Source organism: Acidisoma sp. C75 (genome assembly GCF_054665095.1).
Genome location: NZ_BAAFHD010000006.1, coordinates 152857 through 174066, shown reverse-complemented (window position 1 = coordinate 174066; position 21210 = coordinate 152857). Strand labels below are relative to the sequence as shown.

Genomic DNA, 21210 nt, shown 5'->3' with positions numbered 1-21210 from the left:
CCGCCACCGCTAAGGCCCTTCTCGCCTGTCGTGAGCAACATCCGGACCGAGAGCTTTGCCCTCAGATCTCCAAGTGCCCGAGCCATCCCTCGCCTCGCCGCGGGTGGCCCCCTGCCTCAGCCCGGCCTCCTTCTGGACGGCCGATCACATCGTCGACTCGGCCTGGCTCGAACACGGACCTTTCGCCTTCTGGCTGGTCGATGCACTTCGGCCGCGCAGCTTCGTCGAACTCGGCAGCCATAATGGCTTCTCGTATTTCTGCGCCTGCCAGGCGGTAAAGACGCTCGGCCTCGGCACCGCGTGCTACGCCATCGACAGCTGGGAAGGCGACGAGCATGCGGGCTTCTACGGCAACGAGATCTTTGCCGCTGTCTCGGACGTGCACGAGCGTCATTACAGCGATTTCTCCACTCTCATGCGCTGCTATTTCGCCCAGGCCCTGCCCTATTTCCCCGATGGCAGCATCGACCTGCTGCATATCGACGGGCGGCACGGCTATGGTGATGTGCTGGAGGATTTCACGACCTGGGCGCCCAAGCTCTCACCCCGGGGGGTGGTGATTTTCCACGATACCAACGTGCGGGAGCGCGATTTCGGGGTCTGGCGGCTCTGGGCGGAGCTGCAGGCCCGCTACCCGTCCTTCGAATTCCTGCACGGCCACGGGCTTGGCGTACTGGCCCCGGGGCCCGAGATCCCAGACGGCCTCAAGCCGCTCGTTTACGCGAACGAGGCGGAGCGCGCCCTTATTCAGCATAGCTACGCCCGCCTTGGCCGCGCCTTCTTTCTCCAGCGTGAAGCTGACCGCGCCAAGGCGGAAGCAGGCTACCTCCGCCAGGACGTGGTGGACCAGCGGCGCGTGACCGAACAGCAGGCAGCGGAAGGGGCGGCACGGGAGCAACGGATTGCGGCGCTCGATGCGGCGCTGGCGGAGGCCGCCCGTGAGCGGGAGGCGATGCGCGAGGCCCTGGCCGAGCAAAGCCGGAGGCTCGCCGATGCGGAAGAACAGGCGCGCGAGGCCCTGGCCTCGGCGGCCGCGGTGTCGGAGACGATCGCCGATCACGCGCTCGCTCTGCAAGGCAAGGTGCGGGTTCTGGAGCAGAATATCCGGCTGCTCGAGGGGCCGGCCAGCACCGCACCGGGGCTTGCGGCCGAACGGGACGCCTTACGCCAGGAGCTGGAGGCGATCCGCAACTCCACCTTCTGGCGGCGGAGCGAGCCGCTCCGTCAGCAGCTTGGCCGCCACCCTCGCTTGCGGCGTCTCCTCCTCGGCGGCGCCAAGCTCTTCTGGTGGAGCGTAACGCTGCGCCTGCCGCAGCGGCTCGCGGCGCGACGGCAAGCGCAGCTCGACGCCCGCAATGCGCCGCCGCCGCCGGACGAGAAGGCGCGGCTGACCACGGCTGCGCGCCGCGAATTGGCGGACTTCATGGCCTCGGATACGCGCCTGCGGTTTCCGGAAGCCGAGGCCCCCGAGATCTCCATCATCCTCATTCTATGGAACCAGGCGCATCTCACCCTCCGCTGCCTGCGGGCCATCGCCGCCGCCACGGGGCCGAGTTGCGAGGTGATCCTGCTCGATAACGGATCCACCGACGAGACACCCGCCCTGCTCGAAAGGCTGGAGGGCGCGCGCATCATCCGCAGCCCGGAGAACCTGGGCTTTCTGCGCGGCTGTAACCAAGCCGCGGCGGCGGCCCGCGGCCGCGCCATCCTGCTCCTCAACAATGATGCTGTGCTCCGCCCGGGCAGCCTGCACGCCGCCCTGGAGACACTCGATTCGGCCCCCGATATCGGCGCGGTCGGCGCCCGCATCATCCTGCCCTCCGGCCGCTTGCAGGAAGCGGGCAGCATCGTCTGGGCCGATGGCAGTTGCCTCGGCTATCTCAGGGGCGCGGCGGAGGACGCCTATCCCGCCATGTTCCGCCGCGATGTCGATTACTGCTCGGGGGCCTGCCTGCTCGTGCGACGGTCTCTCTGGCAGCAGCTAGGCGGCTTCGAGCCGGCCTTCGCTCCCGCTTATTACGAGGAGACCGACCTCTGCCTGCGGCTGCAGACCGCCGGCTTCCGCGTGGTCTATGATCCGGCGGTGGTGATCGACCATTTCGAATTCGGCAGCGAAGCCGCCGGGGGCGACAGCACGCTCGCCATGCGGCGCAACCAGGCGCTGTTTCGGGAGCGCCACGCCGGACCGCTCCGCCGCACGCATCTGATGCCGGACGGTCTGCCCGTGCTGGCCGCCCGCCGCGCCGCCGCCTGGCCCAAGCCCCGCCTGCTGGTGATCGACAATGAGGTGCCGTTCAGCTCGGGTGGCGCGGGCTATCCCCGCGCGCGCGCGATGCTGGCCGCGGCCGTGCGCGCCGGCTGGGCGGTCACCCTCTTCCCGCTGCATATGGCCTCGGTCGATTGGCAGGCCGCCTGGCGCGAAGTCCCGCGCGACGTCGAAATCGTCAGCGACCACGGCGAAACGGCCGAGGGCTTCCTCTCCTTCCTGCGGGAAAGGCGCGGCTTTTACGATACCATCCTGATCAGCCGGCCGGAAAACATGACCCTGGTGCGCGGCTATCTGGCGGCCGAGCCCGATCTGCTGGAGGGCAGCCGCCTGATCTATGATTCCGAGGCCCTCGCCGCCAGCCGCGTGATCGCACGGGCGAAGTTCGAAGGCCATCCGCTGCCTGCAGCCGAGGCAGAGGCGATGATCACCGAGGAACTGGCTCTGGCGCGGAAGGCAGACGCGATCCTCTGCGTGAATGAGGCGGAGGCCCGCCGCTTCGCCCGCTTCGGTGTGCCGGTGCATGTGCTGGCGCATACGATCCCCTGCCGGGAGCAGCCACCGGCTTGGGCGGAGCGATCCAGCTTCCTGTTCGTCGGCCGCCTGCGCGAGCAGGACTCGCCCAACTGGGTCGGCCTCACCTGGTTCGTCCGCGCAGTCTGGCCGCTGATCCGGCGCGCATTACCGGTAGCGCGGCTCTCCATCATCGGCCAACTGCATCCCGATCACGCGGCACTGGAGGCGCCCGGGGTGCAGCTGCTCGGCCCGGTCGAGGATCTGGGGCCGGCCTATGATGCGGCGCGGGTCTTCATCGCGCCGGTGCATTTCGCGGCGGGCGTTCCGCTCAAGATCATCGAAGCCGGAGCGGCCGGCATCCCCGTCGTCGGCACCCGCCTGATGGCCGAACAGCTGCTCTGGGAGCCGGGGGTCGAGATGAGGGCGGCCGATACGGCGGAGGAATTCGCGGAAGCCTGCCTCGGCCTGCATGAGAGCGAAGAGCGCTGGGCTGCGATCCAGGCGGCGGCGCAGGCGCGCGTGCGGAGGGAATACGGGGAGGAGGTCTTCGCCCAGCGGGTGCGGGATATTCTGACCCCGCCATCGCCCTCGGCCAAAACCGCGGCCGGCCCCGCCTGACGTTCATGCGGCCAAAGCCGGGGCGCCCCCTTGCCGTCTTGCTCGTCTTCGTTCTGGGCTTCGGGCTTTATGCTTCGCGGCTCGGCCCGGATGCCGGCTGGGATTTGAGGAACTACCACCTCTACAATCCCTTCGCCGTGCTGCACGGCAAGTTCGGGTTCGATCTCGTGCCGGCGCAGGAACAGACCTTCCTCGCGCCCCAGCTCGATCTGATCAGCTACGGCGTCCGCCATGTCCTGAACGGCTTTCCGGGCTTGTTCAACGCGGTGATGAGCGTGCCGACGGCGATCGCCGCCTTTCTTGCCTTTCTCATCACCTGCCTCTTCCTGCCGCGTGCGATGCCGGCGCGTCTCGTGCTCGCGATCCTCATCACGCTCATCGGCGCGACGGGGGCCGCCGGATGGCCGACCATCGCGACATCGAGCAGCGAGAGCATACCCGCCTGCTTTTCCCTCGCGGGGCTGCTACTGATCCTCATCGCGAGCGATGCCGGCAGGCCGTCGCGCCGCCTCGGCATGGCGGGTCTGCTGCTCGGCATTGCCGCCGGCTTCAAACTCACCAGCCTGCCCTTCTGCATCGGCGGGGCAGCGGCCGCGCTGCTCACGCCGCTTCCCGCCCCGGTGAAATGGCGGGCTCTCGGGCATTTCGCGATCGGCGGCCTGCTCGGCAGCTTCCTCATCGCGGCACCCTGGTGGATCACCCTGGAGACGCGCTACCACAGCCCGCTCTTCCCGTTTTTCAACCAGATATTCCATTCTCCCGATTACCTGCCGCTCGCCATGAGCGATGATCGGTTCAAGCCGCATGGTCTGATCGAGACGGTCTTCTACCCCGCCTATTGGGCGTGGAGCGCCACACCACGCGTGACCGAAATGCCGATGCGCGATCCGCGCTTCGCCCTTGCCCTCGTCATGCTCATCGCCACGGCTGTCGTGCCCTGGCTGCGGCGCCAGAAGATCGAGCCGAAGGCCGCGATGCTCACGGCCTTCTTCATCGTCTCCTACTGCCTCTGGGAAGAGCTGTTCGCAATCTTTCGCTATCTCGCGACGATCGAGATGCTGACGGCGACCACGCTTGTCCTCGCCTGGAGGAGCTTGGATACCACCGGCCGGCGCCCGCTTTCCCTCTGGGCCGGAACGATCTGCCTTGCGCTGCTCTGCGGGTTGACCACACTTTATCCGGATTGGGGGCGAGCTCCACCGGGCCCGCGCGCCGTCGATGTTCGAGCGCCGCGGCTCCCGCCGAATGCGCTCGTCATCCTATTGGATGACGCGCCGATGGCCTATGTCGCGGCCTTCGAGCCGCCGAGCGTCCGCTTCGTCGGTGCCAACAACAACATCGTCGCGCCGGGGCAGAAATCCCTGCTCAATGAGCAGGTCGCCGCGGCCATCGGCTCAGCGACAGGCCCGCTCTGGGGTCTCGCCTTTCCCCCGCTCAAAGCGATGGATGATGCAACCCTGGCGCGCTACGGGCTGCACCGCACATCTCCCTGCACGGTCGTCACCTCCAATCTCGACGCTAATTCGCTCACGCTTTGCCCGCTTGCCCGCGATCGTTGAGCATGGGCGCGGCGGCGGTCTCAGCCGCCAGTGCCGGCGCATCGCTTTCATCCTTGAGACCGACGCCGCTCAGGCCCCGGGTCAAAGCCTGGTCGGTCAACCAGAGGATACGGCGCGCCGCTTCGGCCAGCGCCATGCCCTCGGGCCGGATGTTGGAGATGCAGTTGCGATCTGCATCCGTGCGGCCGGGGCGAGGCGCCAGGGTGAGATAGGCGCCGAGGCTGTCGGGGGCGGTGAGCCCCGGTCTTTCGCCGATGAGCACGACGACCGAGCGCGCGCCGAGGCAGGCCCCCACCGCATCGCCGAGGGCGACGCGGCCATGCGGCGCGATGCAGATCGGCCCGAGGCTTCGCCCTTGGCCCTGCCAGCCGGGGAGCAGCAGGCGGAGGAGATCTGCCGCATGGCTCGCGGTGGCGAGCGCCGAAAGCCCGCCGGCCACCAGCACGGCGATCTCTGCCCCTTGCGGCGCCGCGCTGAGCGCCGCAGCCGAGGCATCGTGGAGCAAGCGGCCCAGATCCGGCCGCGTCAGATGCGTCTGCTGATCCGCCGCCTGGCTCGCCACCCGGATCACCGGCAGGCCGAGCGGGGCGAGCGCCATCTCCAGCGCCGCGAGATCGAGGGGCGCCTGCACCGCATCGCGGGCGAGCGCATGGGCGGCGCGAAAAGCGAGGTGGTCGGTGGTGGCGATACCCGGGCCGCTGCGGCGCAGGCCGATGCGGGCGGCGGTAAAGCGGCGGAGATGGGCGAATCGATCCTCCTCGGCCATGGTCAGGCCGCCGCCAGCAGGCGCTGGAACCGCTCGGGCAGCGATCGCGGGCGGATGCGGCCTGCCTGGTCCAGCAGCCCGACGCGGCCGAGCCAGGCTTCGAACTCCGGCGCGGCGCGCAGCCCGAGCATTTGGCGAAGCGCCAGCACATCGTGGAACGACGTGCTCTGATAGCCCAGCATCACGTCATCCGCGCCGGGCACGCCCATGATGAAGGTCAACCCGGCGGCGGCGAGTGCGGTCATCAGCAGGTCCATATCGTCCTGATCAGCCTCGGCATGGTTGGTGTAGCAGACGTCGCACCCCATCGGCAGGCCGAGGAGCTTGGCGCAGAAGTGATCCTCGAGCCCGGCACGGATGATCTGCTTGCCATCGTAGAGATATTCCGGGCCGATGAAGCCGACGACGGTATTGACCAGCAGCGGCTGGAAGGCGCGGGCGACCGCATAGGCCCTGGCCTCGATCGTCTGCTGGTCGCAGCCGTGATGAGCATCGGCGGAGAGCGCGCTGCCCTGGCCGGTTTCGAAATACATGACGTTCTGGCCGACCGTGCCGCGCCCCAGGGCAAGGGCCGCCTCCCGAGCCTCGCGCAAGGTGGCGAGGCTGAAGCCGAAGCTCGCATTGGTCGCTTCCGTGCCGCCGATGGATTGGAAGACGAGATCAACCGGGGCGCCACGGGCCATGAGATCGATCGCCGTCGTCACATGCGTCAGCACGCAGCTCTGCGCCGGCACGTCCAGCCGCTGGCGCAATTCGTCGAGCATGAGCAGAAGCTCGCGCACCCGCTGGGGGCTGTCGGAGGCGGGATTGATGCCGATCACCGCATCGCCGCAGCCCAGCAGCAGGCCATCGATCACGCTGGCGAGGATGCCCTTCGGATCATCCGTCGGATGATTGGGCTGCAAGCGCGAGGAGAGGCGGCCAGCCAGACCGATCGTGGTGCGAAAGGCGGTCGTCACCCGGCATTTGGCGGCGATGAGAATAAGATCCTGCACCCGGCAGATCTTGGCGACCGCCGCCACCATCTCCGGCATCAGCCCCGGGGCGAGGCCAGCGAGCGTGTGGGGTTCCGCCGCATCCGACAGCAGCCAGTCCCGCAAGCCGCCGACGGTGAGATGAGCGATGGCCGCGAAGACCGCCGCGTCGTGCCCGTCCTGGATCAGCCGCGTCACCTCGTCCGCCTCGTATGGAACGACGGCTTCCGAGAGGAAGGTCTTGAGCGGCAGATCGGCGAGCGCAGATTGCGCGGCAGTCCGCTCCGCCATGCTGCGGGCGGCGACCCCGGCCAGGACATCGCCGGAGCGGAGCGGCGTCGCCGCGGCCAGCAGCCGCTTGAGATCGGGAAAGGCATAGCGCGTCCCGCCAATCGCATGCGCATACATGGCAGTTCTCCTCTGTCAGCCCGCCGGCCGCATCACCCGCCGCATCATTTCCTACCGGCGCGGCATAAGGCAACAGCGAGGGCGTTACCGGCCGCTCGGGATCATGCTATGCGGGCGTCCCGACTTCCTAAAGGCTTTCGTTAGCGCGCATGGCCAAGCCACGGCGGACACCGTCTCTTTCCCCCGCCGGGGCTCGGCCGAGCCCGAGCCGCGTGCCGATGGTCCGCCGCAGGCGGCACAGCCCGGCCGCCAACCGGCTGGCAATCGCAGCGACAATCTCCGCCGCCCTGCACGCCATGGCGATCGCCGCGCTGATCATCACCTTTCCGAACAAGACCCCACCGGAGGCGGCGAGCCCCACCGGCGTGCAGGTGGTCTTCGAGCCGGGCAGCCAGAAGGCGACCGGCGGCAGGATCAAGACCCCCTTCACGCAAAAGGCGCGTGAGGCTGCACCGCGCGGCCAACGGAGCCCGACGCCGGTGCATCAGGCGGAAGCGCAGCCGAGGCCGAATACCTCGCCGCATCCCGCAACGTCCAAGCCGCCCGAGCCACCGAGGCTGCCGCATCCGCCTCTGCCGCCGCACCCCAAACCCGTGCCGACACCGCCCAAGCCCGCGCTGCCGAGGGCAGCGGCGCCCACCCCCAGGCTGGTGCCCGCGAAGCCGCCGGCTCCCCGCCCGCCCGCGCCGAAGCCCACCCCGCCGCTGCCCCTGGTGCATCTGCCGCCACCACCGCCCAAGGCACCCAGCCTGCCGAAGGCCCCACCCGCGCCGCCCGCGGCGCCGCCCGCCGCCATCACCGAGACCAGCCCAGCCGAGGTCAATCTCAACCTGCCGCCGATGCCCGAATTCGCGCCGATCCAACTGCCGCCACCGCCGCCCCTGCCGCCTGCGCCGCCCTCACCGCGCCACGCCGGCGGCGCCTCCGGCCATGGGCGGAGCAACGCCTTCCGCCATGCGCTCAGCATGAACGGCATGTCCTATACCGGCGGTGGCGGCACGGGCGGCCAGAGCCGCGGCCTCAACCTCGCCTTGCCCTCCTCATCCACGCCCGCGAGCGGCAGCGATGTCTCGATCAAGGGCAATCCGGGCAAGGATTGGGGCGCGGAACTGCAGCAATGGGTCGATCAGCGGGCGGAATATCCGGAAATGGCCGGGGAGCAGGGGCAGCAAGGCTCGGTGACGGTTCGCTTCTCGGTGGACCGCGCCGGCCACGTCTCGCATCTCGAGATGGTCACGCCGACCGGCTATGTCCTGCTCGACCAGGCCTGGCTTGGGCTGTTCCGCGATGCCGACCTGCCGCCGCTCGGCCCCGACGCGACATCGAAGAGCGTGACGGTCACGGCGACGATGCATTACCAGATCGTCCGCTGAAGCGGCTATGCGCGGGCGCCTACGTGCGCCATCCGGCGGCGAGGGTGCCGCCCCGCTTCAGCTCTTGGCGGCGGCAGGCTCGCTGGGCGCGGAAATGGCCGGCGCGCCATAAATATCCCGCGCGCGCTTGAGGAAGGCATAGACCATCCGCCGCACCGCCTCGGCAAAGACGGAGCCGATGGCGATCTGCAGGACTTTGCTGCGAAACTCGAAATCGACGAAGAAATCGATCATGCAACCTTGCGGATCGGGCTTGAAGATCCAGCGGTTGTTCAGATACTTGAAAGGACCGTTTTCGTAATGAACGATGATCGTGTCCGGCTTTTGCAGCTTCACGCGACTGGTGAAGCTTTCGCGGAACGGCCCGAAGCCGATCGTCAGATCCGCGACCAGTTCCGTTTCGGTGGCGGTGCGGATGCGCGCGCCAACGCACCAGGGGAGGAACTGGGGGTATTTCCCGACATCGGCCACCAGATCGAACATCTGGCCCGGCTGGTAGGGAACCCGCTTCTTTTCCGCATAGCGCGGCATCAATCGGCCGCGGCGATCTGGGCCAGCTGCGCATCGCGCGCCGCCCGCAGTTGCGCGAAATCCGCGTCGGCATGATAGGAGCTGCGGGTCAGCGGGGTCGCCGAGACCATCAGGAAGCCTTTGGCCCGCGCCATGGAGGCGTAATCGGCGAATTCATCCGGCGTCACGAACTGCGCGACCGCGGCGTGCTTCGCCGTTGGCTGCAGATATTGGCCGAGGGTGATGAAATCCACATCGGCGATGCGCAGATCGTCCATCACCTGCCCCACTTCCGGGCGTGCCTCGCCCAAACCCACCATGAGGCCGGACTTGGTGAAGATCGCCGGGTTCAGCATCTTTACCTGATCGAGCAGGCGGAGAGACTGGTAGTAGCGCGCGCCGGGCCGGATGCTCGGATAGAGGCGCGGCACGGTTTCGAGATTGTGGTTGAAGACATCGGGGGCCGCTTCCGCGACGATCTCGACGGCGCCTGGCTTGCGCAGAAAATCGGGCGTCAGCACCTCGATCGTGGTCCCCGGCGCCGCGCCCCGGATGGCGCCGATCACGGCAGCGAAATGCCGTGCCCCGCCATCAGCCAGATCGTCCCGATCGACCGAGGTGATGACGACGTGCTGGAGGCCGAGCTTGGCGACCGCATCGGCCACACGGTTCGGCTCGTCGCTATCGAGCGCATCGGGCAGCCCCGTCCGCACATTGCAGAAGGAACAGGCCCGCGTGCAGGTATCGCCCATGATCATCATGGTGGCGTGGCGCTGAGACCAGCACTCCCCGATATTCGGGCAGGCGGCTTCCTCGCAGACGGTCACCAGCTTGTGGTCGCGCATCAGCGCCCGCGTCTCGTGGTAGACGGGGTGCTGCGGCGCGCGCACCCGGATCCAGTCCGGCTTGCCGCGCACGACCGGATTATCGGGCCGGTGGGCCTTTTCGGGATGACGGTGGTCGATAACCAGTCGGGTGGCCATGATCCCTATCCATGACGAGAAGGCAGGCGCCGGGCAACGGCTCCGGCCGCAGCCCAGACGGCTAATGTGCTGGGATTTAAAGTTCGCATATCTTTCGCGGCACCCCCAGAGCGAACTTCAAATCCTAAAAGCACATTAGAATCATATATTTGCTAGTGCGGCTTTGATTTGGAAATTCGCGCCCCATGCGCCGCATGCAATGGCGAATTTCCAAATCGCCACACTAGAAGTGTATGGCGCGGCCGTAAGCGTCAAGCACCGCCTCGTGCATGGTCTCGCTCACCGTCGGATGGGGGAAGACGGTCTCCATGAGTTCGGCCTCCGTCGTCTCCAGCGTCCGGCCGATGACATAGCCCTGGATCATCTCCGTCACCTCCGCGCCCACCATATGCGCGCCGAGCAGTTCGCCGGTCTTGGCGTCAAAGACGGTCTTCACCATCCCCTCGGGCTCGCCCATGGCGATCGCCTTGCCATTGCCGATGAAGGGGAAGCGGCCGACCTTGACCTCGTGCCCGGCAGCCTTGGCCTTGGCCTCGGTGAGGCCGACGGAGGCGACCTGCGGCCGGCAATAGGTGCAGCCCGGGATATTGCCGGTATCGAGCGGATGCGGGTTCTTGCCCGCAATCGCCTCGACGCAGACGATCCCCTCATGGCTCGCCTTATGCGCGAGCCAGGGCGCGCCCGCGAGATCGCCGATGGCGTAGATCCCTTCGACGCCGGTACGGCCATAGCCATCGACCACGACATGCGTCCGCTCGACCTTCACGCCCGCTTCTTCCAGGCCGAGATTCTCGACATTGCCGACGATGCCGACCGCGGAGATGACCCGATCGACTGTGATCTCCTGCGCCTTACCCGCGACCTCGATGGTGACGGTGACATTATCCGCCCCCTTCTTGAGCCCCTTCACCGCGACGCCGGTATGGATGACCATGCCCTGCTTCTCGAACTGCTTGCGGGCGAAGGCGCTGATCTCCTCATCCTCCACCGGCAGCACTCGGTCCATCACTTCGACGACCGTCACCTTGGCGCCCATGTTGAGGTAGAAGCTCGCAAACTCGATGCCGATCGCGCCCGAGCCGATGACGAGCAGGCTCTTCGGCATCATCGTCGGCACCATGGCGTGCTTGTAGTTCCAGACGAGCTTGCCGTCCGCCTCCATGCCCGGCAGGTCGCGCGCCCGCGCGCCAGTCGCGAGGATGATGTGCGGGGCTTTGAGCGTCGTGACCGGCTTGCCGTCCTTCTCGACGCTCAGCGTGTTCTTGCCGGCGAGCTTGGCCTGCCCGTCGATCACCGTCACCTTGTTCTTCTTGAGCAGGAAGCCGACGCCGGTCGCCAACTGCTTGGCAACGCCCCGCGAACGCTTGACGACCTTCTCCAGATCGAAGCGGATATTGTCCGCCGCGAAGCCGAACTCATCGAGATGGGCGAGGAGATGCGAAATCTCGGCGCTCCGCAGCAGCGCCTTGGTCGGGATGCAGCCCCAGTTGAGGCAGATGCCGCCGAGATGCTCGCGCTCCACCACCGCGGTCTTCATCCCGAGCTGGGCCGCGCGGATGGCCGCGACGTAGCCGCCCGGCCCCCCGCCCACGACCACGAGATCGAAAGATTGCTCGGCCATGACCTTGCTCCTCCTCGGAAAGACCCTTCTTTCTCCGGGGAAAAAGAAGAAAAAAAGTGGAAACCCGTCGTCTCAGCCCTCGGCGAGGGCGTGCAGCGCCGGCCCCGCCAAGCGGTGGCGCGTCCATCCATCGCGCGGCACCGAGCCCAGGGAGCGATAGAAGGCAACCGCCTTGCTGTTCCAGTTCAGTACCTCCCAATCCATGCGCGCGCAGCCTTGCGCGACCGCGTGGCGGGCGAGGAAGTGAAAGATCGCCCGCCCGAGGCCCGCGCCGCGATGGGCGGGATCGATGTAGATATCTTCGAGGTAGAGGCCGTGCCGCCCCTCGAAGGTGCTGAAATTATAGAACCAGAGCGCGAAGCCCGCCGGCACGCCGGCCACCTCGGCGATCAGCGCCTCCGCGCGCGGCGCCGGCCCGAAGAGGGAGCGCGCGAAATCCTCCTCCGTCGCCGCCACCTCGTCGCTCAGATGCTCGAAGGCGGCCAGCGCCTTCACATAGCCGAGGATCGTCGGCACATCCGCCACTGTCGCGAGGCGCAGGAGATGCTCGGCCATGCGCTGCCTCCTGCCCTCAGAGCATCAGGTTGAGCGGTTCCTGAATGATCGCCTTGAAGGCTTGCAGCCATTCCGCGCCGAGCGCGCCATCCACCACGCGGTGATCGACGCTGAGGGTCGCGCTCATCACCGTCGCCACCGCCAGCTGCCCATCCTTGACCACCGGCCGCTGCTCGCCCGCGCCAATCGCCAGGATGGCGGCCTGCGGCGGGTTGATGATGGCCTGGAAGTCCTTCACCCCGAACATGCCGAGGTTGGAGATGGAGAAGCCGCCACCCTGGAATTCCTCGGGCTTCAGCTTGCCGGCCTTGGCGCGGGCGGCGAGATCCTTCATTTCGTTGGAAATCGTCGCCAGGCCCTTCTGGTCCGCCCGGCGGATGATGGGCGTGATGAGCCCATCGGGGATAGCGACGGCGACCGAGATATCGACATCCTTGTAGAGCGCCACCCCCTCGTCGAGGAAGCTCGCATTGACCTTGGGCACGCGCCGCAAGGCCACTGCCGCCGCCTTGATGATCATATCGTTGACGGAAAGCTTGAACGCGCCCGCGCCCTCCTTGGCGGAGCGGGCGTTCAGCTCGCCCCGCAGCTTGAGCAGCGCATCAAGCTCGATATCCATCGTCAGGTAGAAATGCGGCACGCTCTGCTTGCTCTCGGTCAGCCGCTTGGCGATGACCTTGCGCATGGTGCTGTGCGGAATGAGCTCGTGCGGCGCGGTGATCGTCGCGGCCTTGGGCGCGGCAGCCGCAGGGGCGGCCGCCGGCGCCATGGCGGCAGCGCTCGGCGATGCCGCGGCAGAAGGCGCCGCGGCAGGCGCTGCCTTGGCGCCTTCGAGATCGGCGCGCACGATCCGGCCATTCGGGCCGGAGCCCTTGATGGCGGCGAGGTCGATCCCGTTTTCCGTCGCGATGCGGCGGGCGAGGGGCGAGGCGAAGATGCGGCCGGCCGCGCCCGTGGCCGGTGCGCCAGCCGGAGCGGCCGGTGCCTTCTGCGGAGCTGTGGCCGGCTGAGGCGCGGCCGGCTGGGGTGCAGCCGGCTGAGCTGCGGCCGGCTGAGGTGCTGCTGCGGCGGCGGGCACTGCCTCGCCTTCCGCCACCAGAATGGCGATCGGCGCATTCACCGCCACCGCCTCGGTGCCCTCGGCCACCAGGATCTTGCCCAACAGGCCCTCATCCACGGCTTCCACTTCCATGGTCGCCTTATCGGTCTCGATCTCGGCGATCACGTCGCCGGCCTTGACCGCCTCGCCTTCCTTCTTCAGCCAGCGCGCGAGCTTGCCCTCCGTCATGGTGGGGGAGAGCGCGGGCATCAGGATATTGGTGGCCATGGCCTCTCTCCCTCAGACGATCTTGCGAACCGCGTCCACAACCCAGGCCGGCTGCGGCAAAGCCAATTTCTCGAGATTGGCGGCATAGGGCAGCGGCACATCGAGCCCATGGACCCGCACCGGCGGCGCATCGAGCCAATCGAAGCAGTTTTCCATGATCTGCATGGCGACTTCGGCGCCGATCCCGGCGAAGGGCCAGCCCTCTTCCACCGTCACCAGCCGGCTCGTCTTCTTCACGCTCTCCACGATCGTCGCGGTATCGAGCGGGCGGAGCGAGCGGAGATTGATGACCTCAGCGCTGATCCCCTGCTCGGCGAGCGCTTCCGCCGCCTGAAGTGCCACGCCCACCATGATCGAGAAGGCGACGATGGTGACATGCTCGCCCTGCCGCTCCACCTTGGCGCGGCCGATGGGCAGGATGAAATCCTCATCCGTCGGGCATTCGAAGGTGTGGCCGTAGAGGATTTCGTTTTCGAGCACGATGACCGGGTTGGGGTCGCGGATCGCGGCGCGCAGCAGGCCCTTGGCATCGGCCGCCGAATAGGGCGCCACCACCTTCAGGCCCGGGCAATGCGCATACCAGGAGGCGTAGCACTGGCTATGCTGGGCAGCGACGCGGCTGGCCGCGCCGTTCGGCCCACGGAAGGTGATGGGCGCGCCCATCTGGCCGCCCGACATATAGAGCGTCTTGGCCGCCGAATTGATGATCTGGTCGATCGCCTGCATGGCGAAGTTGAAGGTCATGAACTCGACGATGGGCTTCAGCCCGCTCATCGCCGCGCCCACCGCCATGCCGGTGAAGCCGTGCTCGGTAATCGGCGTGTCGATCACCCGGCGGGGCCCGAACTCGTCGAGCAGGCCCTGGCTGATCTTGTAGGCGCCCTGATATTGGGCGACTTCCTCGCCCATCAGGAAAACATCCGCATCCGCCCGCATCTCGGCCGCCATCGCATCGCGCAGCGCCTCGCGCACGGTGATCGGCTTGGTCGGGCCCCATTCCTTCTCCGCCGCGGGGGCCGCGGCCGCCGGGGCGGCGCCCGGCTGCGGCGCGACCGCTGCCGGCTGCGGCTGGGGTGCCACCGCCTCGGGCGCCTTGGCCGCGGCGGGAGCCGGCGCCTCCGCAGCGCCGCCGCCGATCTCGGCGATCGGGGTATTCACGGCCACGCCCTCGGTGCCTTCCGGCACCAGGATGGAGGAGAGCTTGCCCTCGTCCACCGCTTCCACTTCCATCGTCGCCTTGTCGGTCTCGATCTCGGCAATCACGTCGCCCGCCTTGATCTCGTCGCCCACGCCCTTCAGCCAGCGCGCGAGCTTGCCCTCCGTCATCGTCGGCGAAAGGGCAGGCATCAGAATCTGGGTCGCCATAAGGCTCAAGCCTCCACCAGGATATCGGTCCAGAGTTCTTTCGGGTCCGGCTCCGGGCTCGATTGCGCGAAATCCGCCGCATCCTGGACCACGGCCTTCACCGCCTCGTCGATCTTCTTGATCTCGGCTTCGTCCACCCCCTGCTCGGTCAGCAGGTGATGCACGGCCTCGATGCAGTCGCGCTCGCTGCGCATTTTCTGCACCTCCTCGCGCGTACGGTATTTCGCCGGATCGGACATCGAGTGACCGCGATAGCGATAGGTCTTCATCTCGAGCAGGAAGGGCCCGTTGCCCGCGCGGCAATGGGCGATCGCCTTCTCCGCCGCTTCCTTCACGGCGATGACGTTCATGCCGTCCACCTGCATGCCCGGAATGCCCCAGGGCGCGCCGTTCTTGGAAAGATCGCGCGAGGCGGACGCGCGTTCCACGCTGGTGCCCATGCCGTAGCGGTTGTTCTCGATGACGAAGACGACCGGCAGCTTCATGAGCGCGGCGAGGTTGAAGCTCTCATAGACCTGGCCTTGGTTGGAGGCGCCTTCGCCGAAATAGGTGACCGACACATGGTCGTTGCCGCGATACCAGTTGGCAAAGCCGAGGCCGGCGCCGATCGAGACCTGGGCGCCGACGATGCCGTGGCCGCCGTAGAAGCCCTTCGCCTTGCTGAACATGTGCATCGAGCCGCCCTTGCCGCGGGAATAGCCCGTGGCGCGGCCGGTGAGTTCGGCCATCACGCCGCGCGCTTCCATGCCGGTCGCCAGCATATGGCCATGGTCGCGATAGCTGGTGATGACCTGATCGCCCGGCTTGAGCGCCGCCTGCACGCCCACGACCACCGCTTCCTGGCCGATGTAGAGGTGGCAGAAGCCACCGATCAGCCCCATGCCATAGAGCTGCCCCGCCTTTTCCTCGAAGCGCCGTATCAGCAGCATATCGTGGTAGAAGCGGAGGAGGTCGTCTTTGCCCATTGATCCCTCGGTTGTCTTGGTCCGTTTGCGGGTCGCCGCTGCCTGGGCCATGCCATGCTCCGTGTCGGCGGCATCTGAGCCGCTGCATCGAAAAACAACTCTGCCGCACACCTAGCGACTTCGCCCCTTCCGGGCAAGCCGAGGGGGAAAAAACCCTTCTGTTGCAACGCAATATCAGATGTTAACCGGATATCGGTTAAGTTGCTGATTGGCTTGGCGGTAGGCCGGCTGCCGCGCGGCCCCATTGCCGAGGCTCGCGTGACTTCGATCGGTTATTGCGGCAAGCGCCCGGGTCGCTTCACAACTCTTGCGCCCGGGGCTGGGTGGAGGCCGAGCCGGACGACCCGGGCAGCCGGGCACAGGCCAAACGCAAGGAGATCGTTGCTATCCTCGCTGCAATTAGTTAGTTTTACTAACCACATGCCAGGCGCCAACTGATGCCCCCCATCCTGCCCGCCCCGCTTCAGCTACCGGCCGCGACAGCGCCGGAACTCACGCTTCCCTTCGTCTTCGTGCCGCAGGGTGCGACCGCGCCGTCCGACTGGCTGGCCGCGCATCCGCATTATCTGCGTCTCCCCGCGCAGCTTCGCCTGAACGAAGCGGCCGAACCGGCCGAAGCCGGCGGGCAAGAGGACGTGCCACGGCCTTGAGACCCCCAGGCTGCCGAGGCTGCCGGGCAGGCGAAGGCCGCGGCGCGCTGCCTCTTAATACATCCGCACGACCTCGAAGCTCGCCACGTCGATCATGAAGCTGCCATCCGGCTCGATCGCGAAATGGCGACGCACGGGTTCCGAAACCGCGCCCTGCAGCGCGCGGATGGCGGAAGCCATCACCTCGGGCGTGCGCATCCGCGCGATCCAGCTCGCGAATTCCATGCGCAGCCGATGGCGGCGGGTCGCATGCACCAGGAAGCCGGCGCCGGCGAGCGCGGCCTCCCACTCCCCGGGGGTATAATCCCGCACATGGGAGGTATCGCGCAGCACCTCGACCGTTTGCAGGTAGGTGTCGAGCAAGCCGAGCGCGGGAGAGACAACATCGATGAACAGGCCGCGCCCGCCGGGGCGGAGCACACGATGCGCCTCCTGCAGGCCAAGCCGCCAATCGGCCCAATGATGGGCGCTGAAGCGGGAGACCACCCACTCGAAGCTCTGATCCTCGAAGGGCAGCGCCTCCGCCTCCCCCTGCTCGGTCAGCAGATTGACAAGGCCGCGATCGCCGGCCGCGCGGGCCACCACCGCCAGCATCTCCGGCGACAGATCATAGGCGACGACCTCGCGCACCAGCGGCGCGGCGGTAAAGGACATGTGCCCGCCGCCGCAGCCGAGATCGAGCAGCCGCGCCCCCTGGCCTTCTTCCGCCAGCAGGGCTGCGAAATGGGCGAGATCCTCGCCCTGGGCATGCACCGCGCTGGCGAGGTAGGATTCGGCACGCGGCCCGAACTGGCTTTCCACGCTTTCAGCCTGGCTGATCTTGCTCATTTCACCACTCCCGCGCCTGACAGCGCATTGTTCGCGCAGCTGAGAACCGCGCGGATCGACGCCTCCCCGCTATCGACATCGATCCCGACCCCGAAGACCGAAACCCCGCCCGGCTGGACGCATTCCACATAGGCCGCCGCCTGGGTGCCCGATCCGGTGCCGATCGCATGCTCGTCGTAATTGACGATATCGAGGGCGAGCCCGAATTCCTTGTTGAGCGCATCAACGAAGCTCGACATCGGACCATTGCCCTCGCCCCGGATGGTCCGGCTCTGCCCGTCCAGTTCGACGCGGCCGACGAAGCTGCGCGGCGCGCCGGAGCGGTCCGCGCCCGAGACGCTGTAATCCACGAGGGCGAGGCGGCCGGAACCATCGAGCCCATAGGTCTGGCGGAAGCTCTGCACGATATCCGCCGTCGTCGTCTCCCGCCCGGTGCGATCGGCAATTTCCTGCACCACGCGGCTGAAGGCGATCTGCAGCCGGCGCGGCAGCCGCAGGCCCTGATCCTGCTCCAGCACCCAGGCGACGCCGCCCTTGCCGGACTGGCTATTGACGCGGATCACCGCCTCGTAGGAACAGCCGATGTCGCGCGGGTCGATCGGCAGATAGGGCACTTCCCAGATATCGTCGTTCTGCTTCTGCCGCGCGGCGAAGCCCTTCTTGATCGCATCCTGATGCGAGCCAGAGAAGGCTGTGAAAACCAGCTCCCCCGCATAAGGGTGGCGCGGATGCACAGGGATCTGGTTGCAGTGCTCGACCGTGCCGACGATCTTCTTCAGATCGGAGAAATCAAGGCCCGGATTGATGCCCTGGGTATAGAGGTTGAGCGCCATCGTCACGATATCGACATTGCCGGTGCGCTCCCCATTGCCGAAGAGGCAGCCCTCCACCCGATCGGCGCCGGCCATCAGCCCAAGCTCGGCGGCGGCGATGCCGGTTCCACGATCATTATGCGGATGCAAGGAGATGATCGCCGAGGAGCGGCGGCTCAACTTGCGGCAGAACCACTCGATCTGATCGGCATGGACATTGGGCGGCGCCACTTCCACGGTTGCCGGCAGGTTCAGGATGATCGGACGCTCCGGCGTCGGCTGCCAGACATCCATCACCGCCTCGCAGACCTCGAGCGCGAATTCCGGCTCGGTGAAGGAGAAGGTTTCGGGTGAATACTGGTAGGTCCAGATCGTCTCGGGGTGCTCGTCGGTCAACTGCTTGATGAGGCGCGTGCCGGAGACGGCGAGCGCGATGGTGCCCGCGCGGTCCTGGTTGAAGACCAGGCGGCGGAACACTTCGGATGTCGCGTTATAGAGATGGACGATGGCGCGATGCGCCCCGGCCAGGCTTTCGATCGTCCGCCGGATCAGTTCCTCCCGGCTCTGCGTCAGCACCTGAATTGCCACATCCTCGGGGATGCGCCCCCCCTCGATGAGGCTGCGCACGAAATCGTAGTCGGTCTGCGAAGCGGAGGGAAAGGCGACCTCGATCTCCTTGAAGCCGCTGCGGATCAGGAGGTCGAAGAAGCGGCGTTTGCGCTCGCCATCCATCGGATCGATGAGGGACTGGTTGCCGTCTCGCAGATCGACGGAGCACCAACGTGGCGGCTCGGTCACGCGCCGGTTCGGCCATTGCCGGTCCGGCAGGTCGACCGCCGCATAGGGGCGATATTTGGTCTCGGGCGCGCTCAACATCATGGGGCCGCTCTCACAATCAAAGGTCGTCACATGGGGGGATGCGTTTGGGGCGGCGCGTTACGGCCGAGGGCTCGCCGCAAGCCCCCGGCCGCCGCGAAGTCGTGCAAGCCAGAGCGGGCGCCAGGGGTGATACGGGCGGGGCATGAAGCGGGAGATCATCGGAGATACTCGGTGACGGGCGGGAAGCACGGTGCGCCGATTGGGCGCACGAAAGGCGGCACGGCCTCTTTCAGAGAGCCGTGGTGGTAAGTCGCCGCCCAAGCGCCGCGAGGCGCGCATTGTTGCCCTGGATCTTCATCGCGAAAGGAGCCTGCCCGCATCGGCCCCCCGCCGCAACCGGAAGCGGCGCAACCCGCCCATGCCGGCACCGCGGCCTCAGCGCTTCGGGTTCGGCAAGCTCTCCGCCATGCGGGAGAGGGCTTCTTCCTCGCTATCGAGTTCCGCGATGAGGATCCGCACCGCCTCGTCGTTGATGGCGTGGCGCTGGCGCAAGGCGCGCATCTCCGCCCGCTCCGCCCGCAGAGCGCGCAGCCGCAGCGCGAGTTCGCTGCGCTGGTCCTCGCGCGCACGCTCGTGGTTTTCGGCATCGCCGTCCCGGCCCTCGAGCTTGAGACGGTAATCGGCGAGAACCTTGACCGCCGCCTGCTCATAAGCGTTGCGCTGCGCCGCGGTCTGCCGGCGGCGAGCGCCGGTATCGACCCGCTCCTCGAGATCGCGGATGGCGCTTTCCGCCATCTGGCGGCGCGCGGCGGCAAGCTCTCCCTCGAACTCGTCCATCACTGGCAGGCGCATGCGGGGCAGCAGCAGCGGCAGGCCGATCACGGCGATGAGCAGCGACAGGACGATGACGCCGGAGGCGAGGCTGATGAGGAGCCCGCGCGTCGGCACCGGCTCGCCGTTGGGCAGGTAGAGCGGAAGCGAGAGGATGCCTGCGAGCGTCACCGCGCCGCGCACGCCTGCGATCGCCGTCACCATGAGCGGGACCACGCCGAGGAACGGCAGGCCGGAGCGCTGGCCGCGGGCACGCCGCAGCCCGCTTCGCAGCAAGAGCGCGAGCAATACCCAGACGAAGCGCAGTGCGATTAGCGCGACGGTGACGATGACCATCAGCATCAGCAGGGACCAGGGCGAGTAGCCAGCGCGGATGGTGCGCTGCACACCATCGCCCAGAATGCCCGGCAGTTGCAGGCCGAGCAGCAGGAAGATGAGGCCGTTGAAGGTGAATTCGAGGATCTGCCAGAGGGCGAAGGTCTGCCGCCGCAAGGCGCCATGGCTGCCGCCGAAGGGATCGAGCAGGTTGAGGCTGAGGCCGGCGGCGACGGCGGCGAGGATTCCCGAAACGCCGAGATGATCGGCCGCCAGATAGGCGGCGAAGGGCACCAGCAGCAGCATGACGCCGTAGATTGACGCCTCTTCCGGCCGCTTCGACAGGACGCGCTGATCGAGCAGAAAGAAGCCCCAGCCGAGCGCACCGCCAACCGCCACCCCGCCGAGCGCGACGACGGCGAAATTCACCGTCGCCGCAGCGAGCGAAAAGGAGCCGGCGACCATCGCGAGCACGGCGAATTTGAAGGAAACGAGGCCGGAGGCATCGTTCAGCAGCGCCTCGCCTTGCAGGATATGCAGGAAGCGGCGCGGCAGGGCGCGGCCGTTGAGAATGCCGGCGAGCGCCACCGCATCGGTCGGCGAAAGCACCGCCGCCAGCGCGAAGGCGGCGGCGAGCGGCACGAAGGGCAGCAGTCCATGGATGAAGAAGCCGATGCTGACCACCGTGAAGATGACGAGGCCGAAGGCCAGCGCCAGCACCGGAACGCCCGATTCGCTCAGCTCCCGCTTCGGGATGCGATAGGCATCGGCGAAGAGCAGCGGCGGGATGAAGAGCAGGAGGAAGAGATCCGGATCGAAGCTGACGTGAAAACCCACGACATCGCAGAGCGCGCCGACCGCGATCTGCAGCAGCGGCAGCGGCACGCGCACGATGGTCACGACGAGATTGGTCAGCGCCGTGATCAGCAGCAGGAGGAGGATCGTCGTCGTCAGATGCATGCGCGCCGCCTTGAGGGATGGCCGGAAGCAAGGGAAGGGCGAGAGCGGAGGCAGAGCGCCAACTGTCGGCAACCCCGGCATTCGCTCGGGCCCTGCCCCGCGAAGCCGGGGCCGTCAAAGGGCCGTCGCGGACGCCGGGGCAAGGGGGATGGACCGGCGCCGGCCGCGGAGCCGGGATCGCTCCGTCAG

Annotated in this window: 16 protein-coding genes; 4 read left to right on the top strand and 12 right to left on the bottom strand. The window is 67.5% G+C overall.

All coding sequences use genetic code 11. From position 1 onward, the window contains the following. Positions 1 to 73 precede the first annotated feature (73 nt). A complete protein-coding gene (locus ACYQ7X_RS10090; protein ID WP_459696885.1) occupies positions 74 to 3400 on the top strand; it encodes a class I SAM-dependent methyltransferase in 3327 nt (1108 codons plus the stop codon). A 38-nt stretch (positions 3401 to 3438) separates the two neighbouring features. After that, the gene (locus ACYQ7X_RS10085) at positions 3439 to 4959 is read left to right on the top strand and encodes a hypothetical protein (RefSeq protein ID WP_459696884.1); all 1521 of its coding nucleotides are present in this window, start codon (positions 3439 to 3441) and stop codon (positions 4957 to 4959) included. Here ACYQ7X_RS10085 and eutC read toward each other — a convergent pair. Next, positions 4928 to 5725: an ethanolamine ammonia-lyase subunit EutC gene (gene eutC, locus ACYQ7X_RS10080; RefSeq protein ID WP_459696883.1), complete on the bottom strand. Its 798-nt coding sequence runs from the start codon at positions 5723 to 5725 to the stop codon at positions 4928 to 4930. The two genes, ACYQ7X_RS10085 and eutC, sit on opposite strands and share 32 nt — an antisense overlap. Positions 5726 to 5727: 2 nt before the next feature. Next, on the bottom strand, positions 5728 to 7107 hold the full coding sequence (locus tag ACYQ7X_RS10075) for an ethanolamine ammonia-lyase subunit EutB (RefSeq protein ID WP_459696882.1): 1380 nt from the start codon (positions 7105 to 7107) through the stop codon (positions 5728 to 5730). A gap of 149 nt (positions 7108 to 7256) precedes the next feature. Between ACYQ7X_RS10075 and ACYQ7X_RS10070 the strand changes: the two genes are divergently transcribed. Beyond that, a complete protein-coding gene (locus ACYQ7X_RS10070) occupies positions 7257 to 8480 on the top strand; it encodes an energy transducer TonB (RefSeq protein WP_459696881.1) in 1224 nt (407 codons plus the stop codon). A 57-nt stretch (positions 8481 to 8537) separates the two neighbouring features. Here ACYQ7X_RS10070 and ACYQ7X_RS10065 read toward each other — a convergent pair whose 3' ends face one another. From ACYQ7X_RS10065 to pdhA, 7 genes are all read right to left on the bottom strand, one after another. Further along, positions 8538 to 9011, bottom strand: a complete 474-nt coding sequence (locus ACYQ7X_RS10065; protein ID WP_459696880.1) for a type II toxin-antitoxin system RatA family toxin — start codon at positions 9009 to 9011, stop codon at positions 8538 to 8540. Beyond that, positions 9011 to 9973 carry a lipoyl synthase gene (gene lipA / locus ACYQ7X_RS10060; RefSeq protein ID WP_459696879.1) on the bottom strand — a complete coding sequence of 321 codons (963 nt, stop codon included), beginning with the start codon at positions 9971 to 9973 and terminating at the stop codon, positions 9011 to 9013. Before lipA ends, ACYQ7X_RS10065 begins: the two co-directional genes overlap by 1 nt. A 223-nt stretch (positions 9974 to 10196) precedes the next feature. Continuing rightward, positions 10197 to 11594 carry a dihydrolipoyl dehydrogenase gene (gene lpdA, locus ACYQ7X_RS10055; RefSeq protein WP_459696878.1) on the bottom strand — a complete coding sequence of 466 codons (1398 nt, stop codon included), beginning with the start codon at positions 11592 to 11594 and terminating at the stop codon, positions 10197 to 10199. 72 nt (positions 11595 to 11666) lie between these two features. Next, positions 11667 to 12149, bottom strand: a complete 483-nt coding sequence (locus ACYQ7X_RS10050) for an N-acetyltransferase family protein (RefSeq protein ID WP_459696877.1) — start codon at positions 12147 to 12149, stop codon at positions 11667 to 11669. A gap of 16 nt (positions 12150 to 12165) precedes the next feature. Continuing rightward, entirely contained in the window at positions 12166 to 13476 is a 1311-nt protein-coding gene (locus ACYQ7X_RS10045) for a pyruvate dehydrogenase complex dihydrolipoamide acetyltransferase (protein WP_459696876.1), read from the bottom strand. 12 nt (positions 13477 to 13488) lie between these two features. Continuing rightward, positions 13489 to 14841: a pyruvate dehydrogenase complex E1 component subunit beta gene (locus ACYQ7X_RS10040; RefSeq protein WP_459696875.1), complete on the bottom strand. Its 1353-nt coding sequence runs from the start codon at positions 14839 to 14841 to the stop codon at positions 13489 to 13491. Between the two features lie 5 nt (positions 14842 to 14846). Next, the gene (pdhA, locus tag ACYQ7X_RS10035) at positions 14847 to 15806 is read right to left on the bottom strand and encodes a pyruvate dehydrogenase (acetyl-transferring) E1 component subunit alpha (protein WP_459696874.1); all 960 of its coding nucleotides are present in this window, start codon (positions 15804 to 15806) and stop codon (positions 14847 to 14849) included. Between the two features lie 437 nt (positions 15807 to 16243). Here pdhA and ACYQ7X_RS10030 point away from each other — a divergent pair, with 437 nt between their 5' ends. Next, entirely contained in the window at positions 16244 to 16456 is a 213-nt protein-coding gene (locus tag ACYQ7X_RS10030; protein WP_459696873.1) for a hypothetical protein, read from the top strand. Between the two features lie 54 nt (positions 16457 to 16510). Here ACYQ7X_RS10030 and ACYQ7X_RS10025 read toward each other — a convergent pair whose 3' ends face one another. From ACYQ7X_RS10025 to ACYQ7X_RS10015, 3 genes are all read right to left on the bottom strand, one after another. Continuing rightward, positions 16511 to 17284: a class I SAM-dependent methyltransferase gene (locus ACYQ7X_RS10025; protein ID WP_459696872.1), complete on the bottom strand. Its 774-nt coding sequence runs from the start codon at positions 17282 to 17284 to the stop codon at positions 16511 to 16513. Further along, the gene (gene leuA, locus ACYQ7X_RS10020) at positions 17281 to 18975 is read right to left on the bottom strand and encodes a 2-isopropylmalate synthase (RefSeq protein ID WP_459696871.1); all 1695 of its coding nucleotides are present in this window, start codon (positions 18973 to 18975) and stop codon (positions 17281 to 17283) included. The genes ACYQ7X_RS10025 and leuA overlap by 4 nt, the downstream gene beginning before the upstream one ends. 375 nt (positions 18976 to 19350) lie before the next feature. Further along, complete coding sequence (locus tag ACYQ7X_RS10015; protein ID WP_459696870.1) at positions 19351 to 21021, bottom strand: Na+/H+ antiporter; 1671 nt, start codon at positions 21019 to 21021, stop codon at positions 19351 to 19353. Positions 21022 to 21210: the final 189 nt, after the last annotated feature.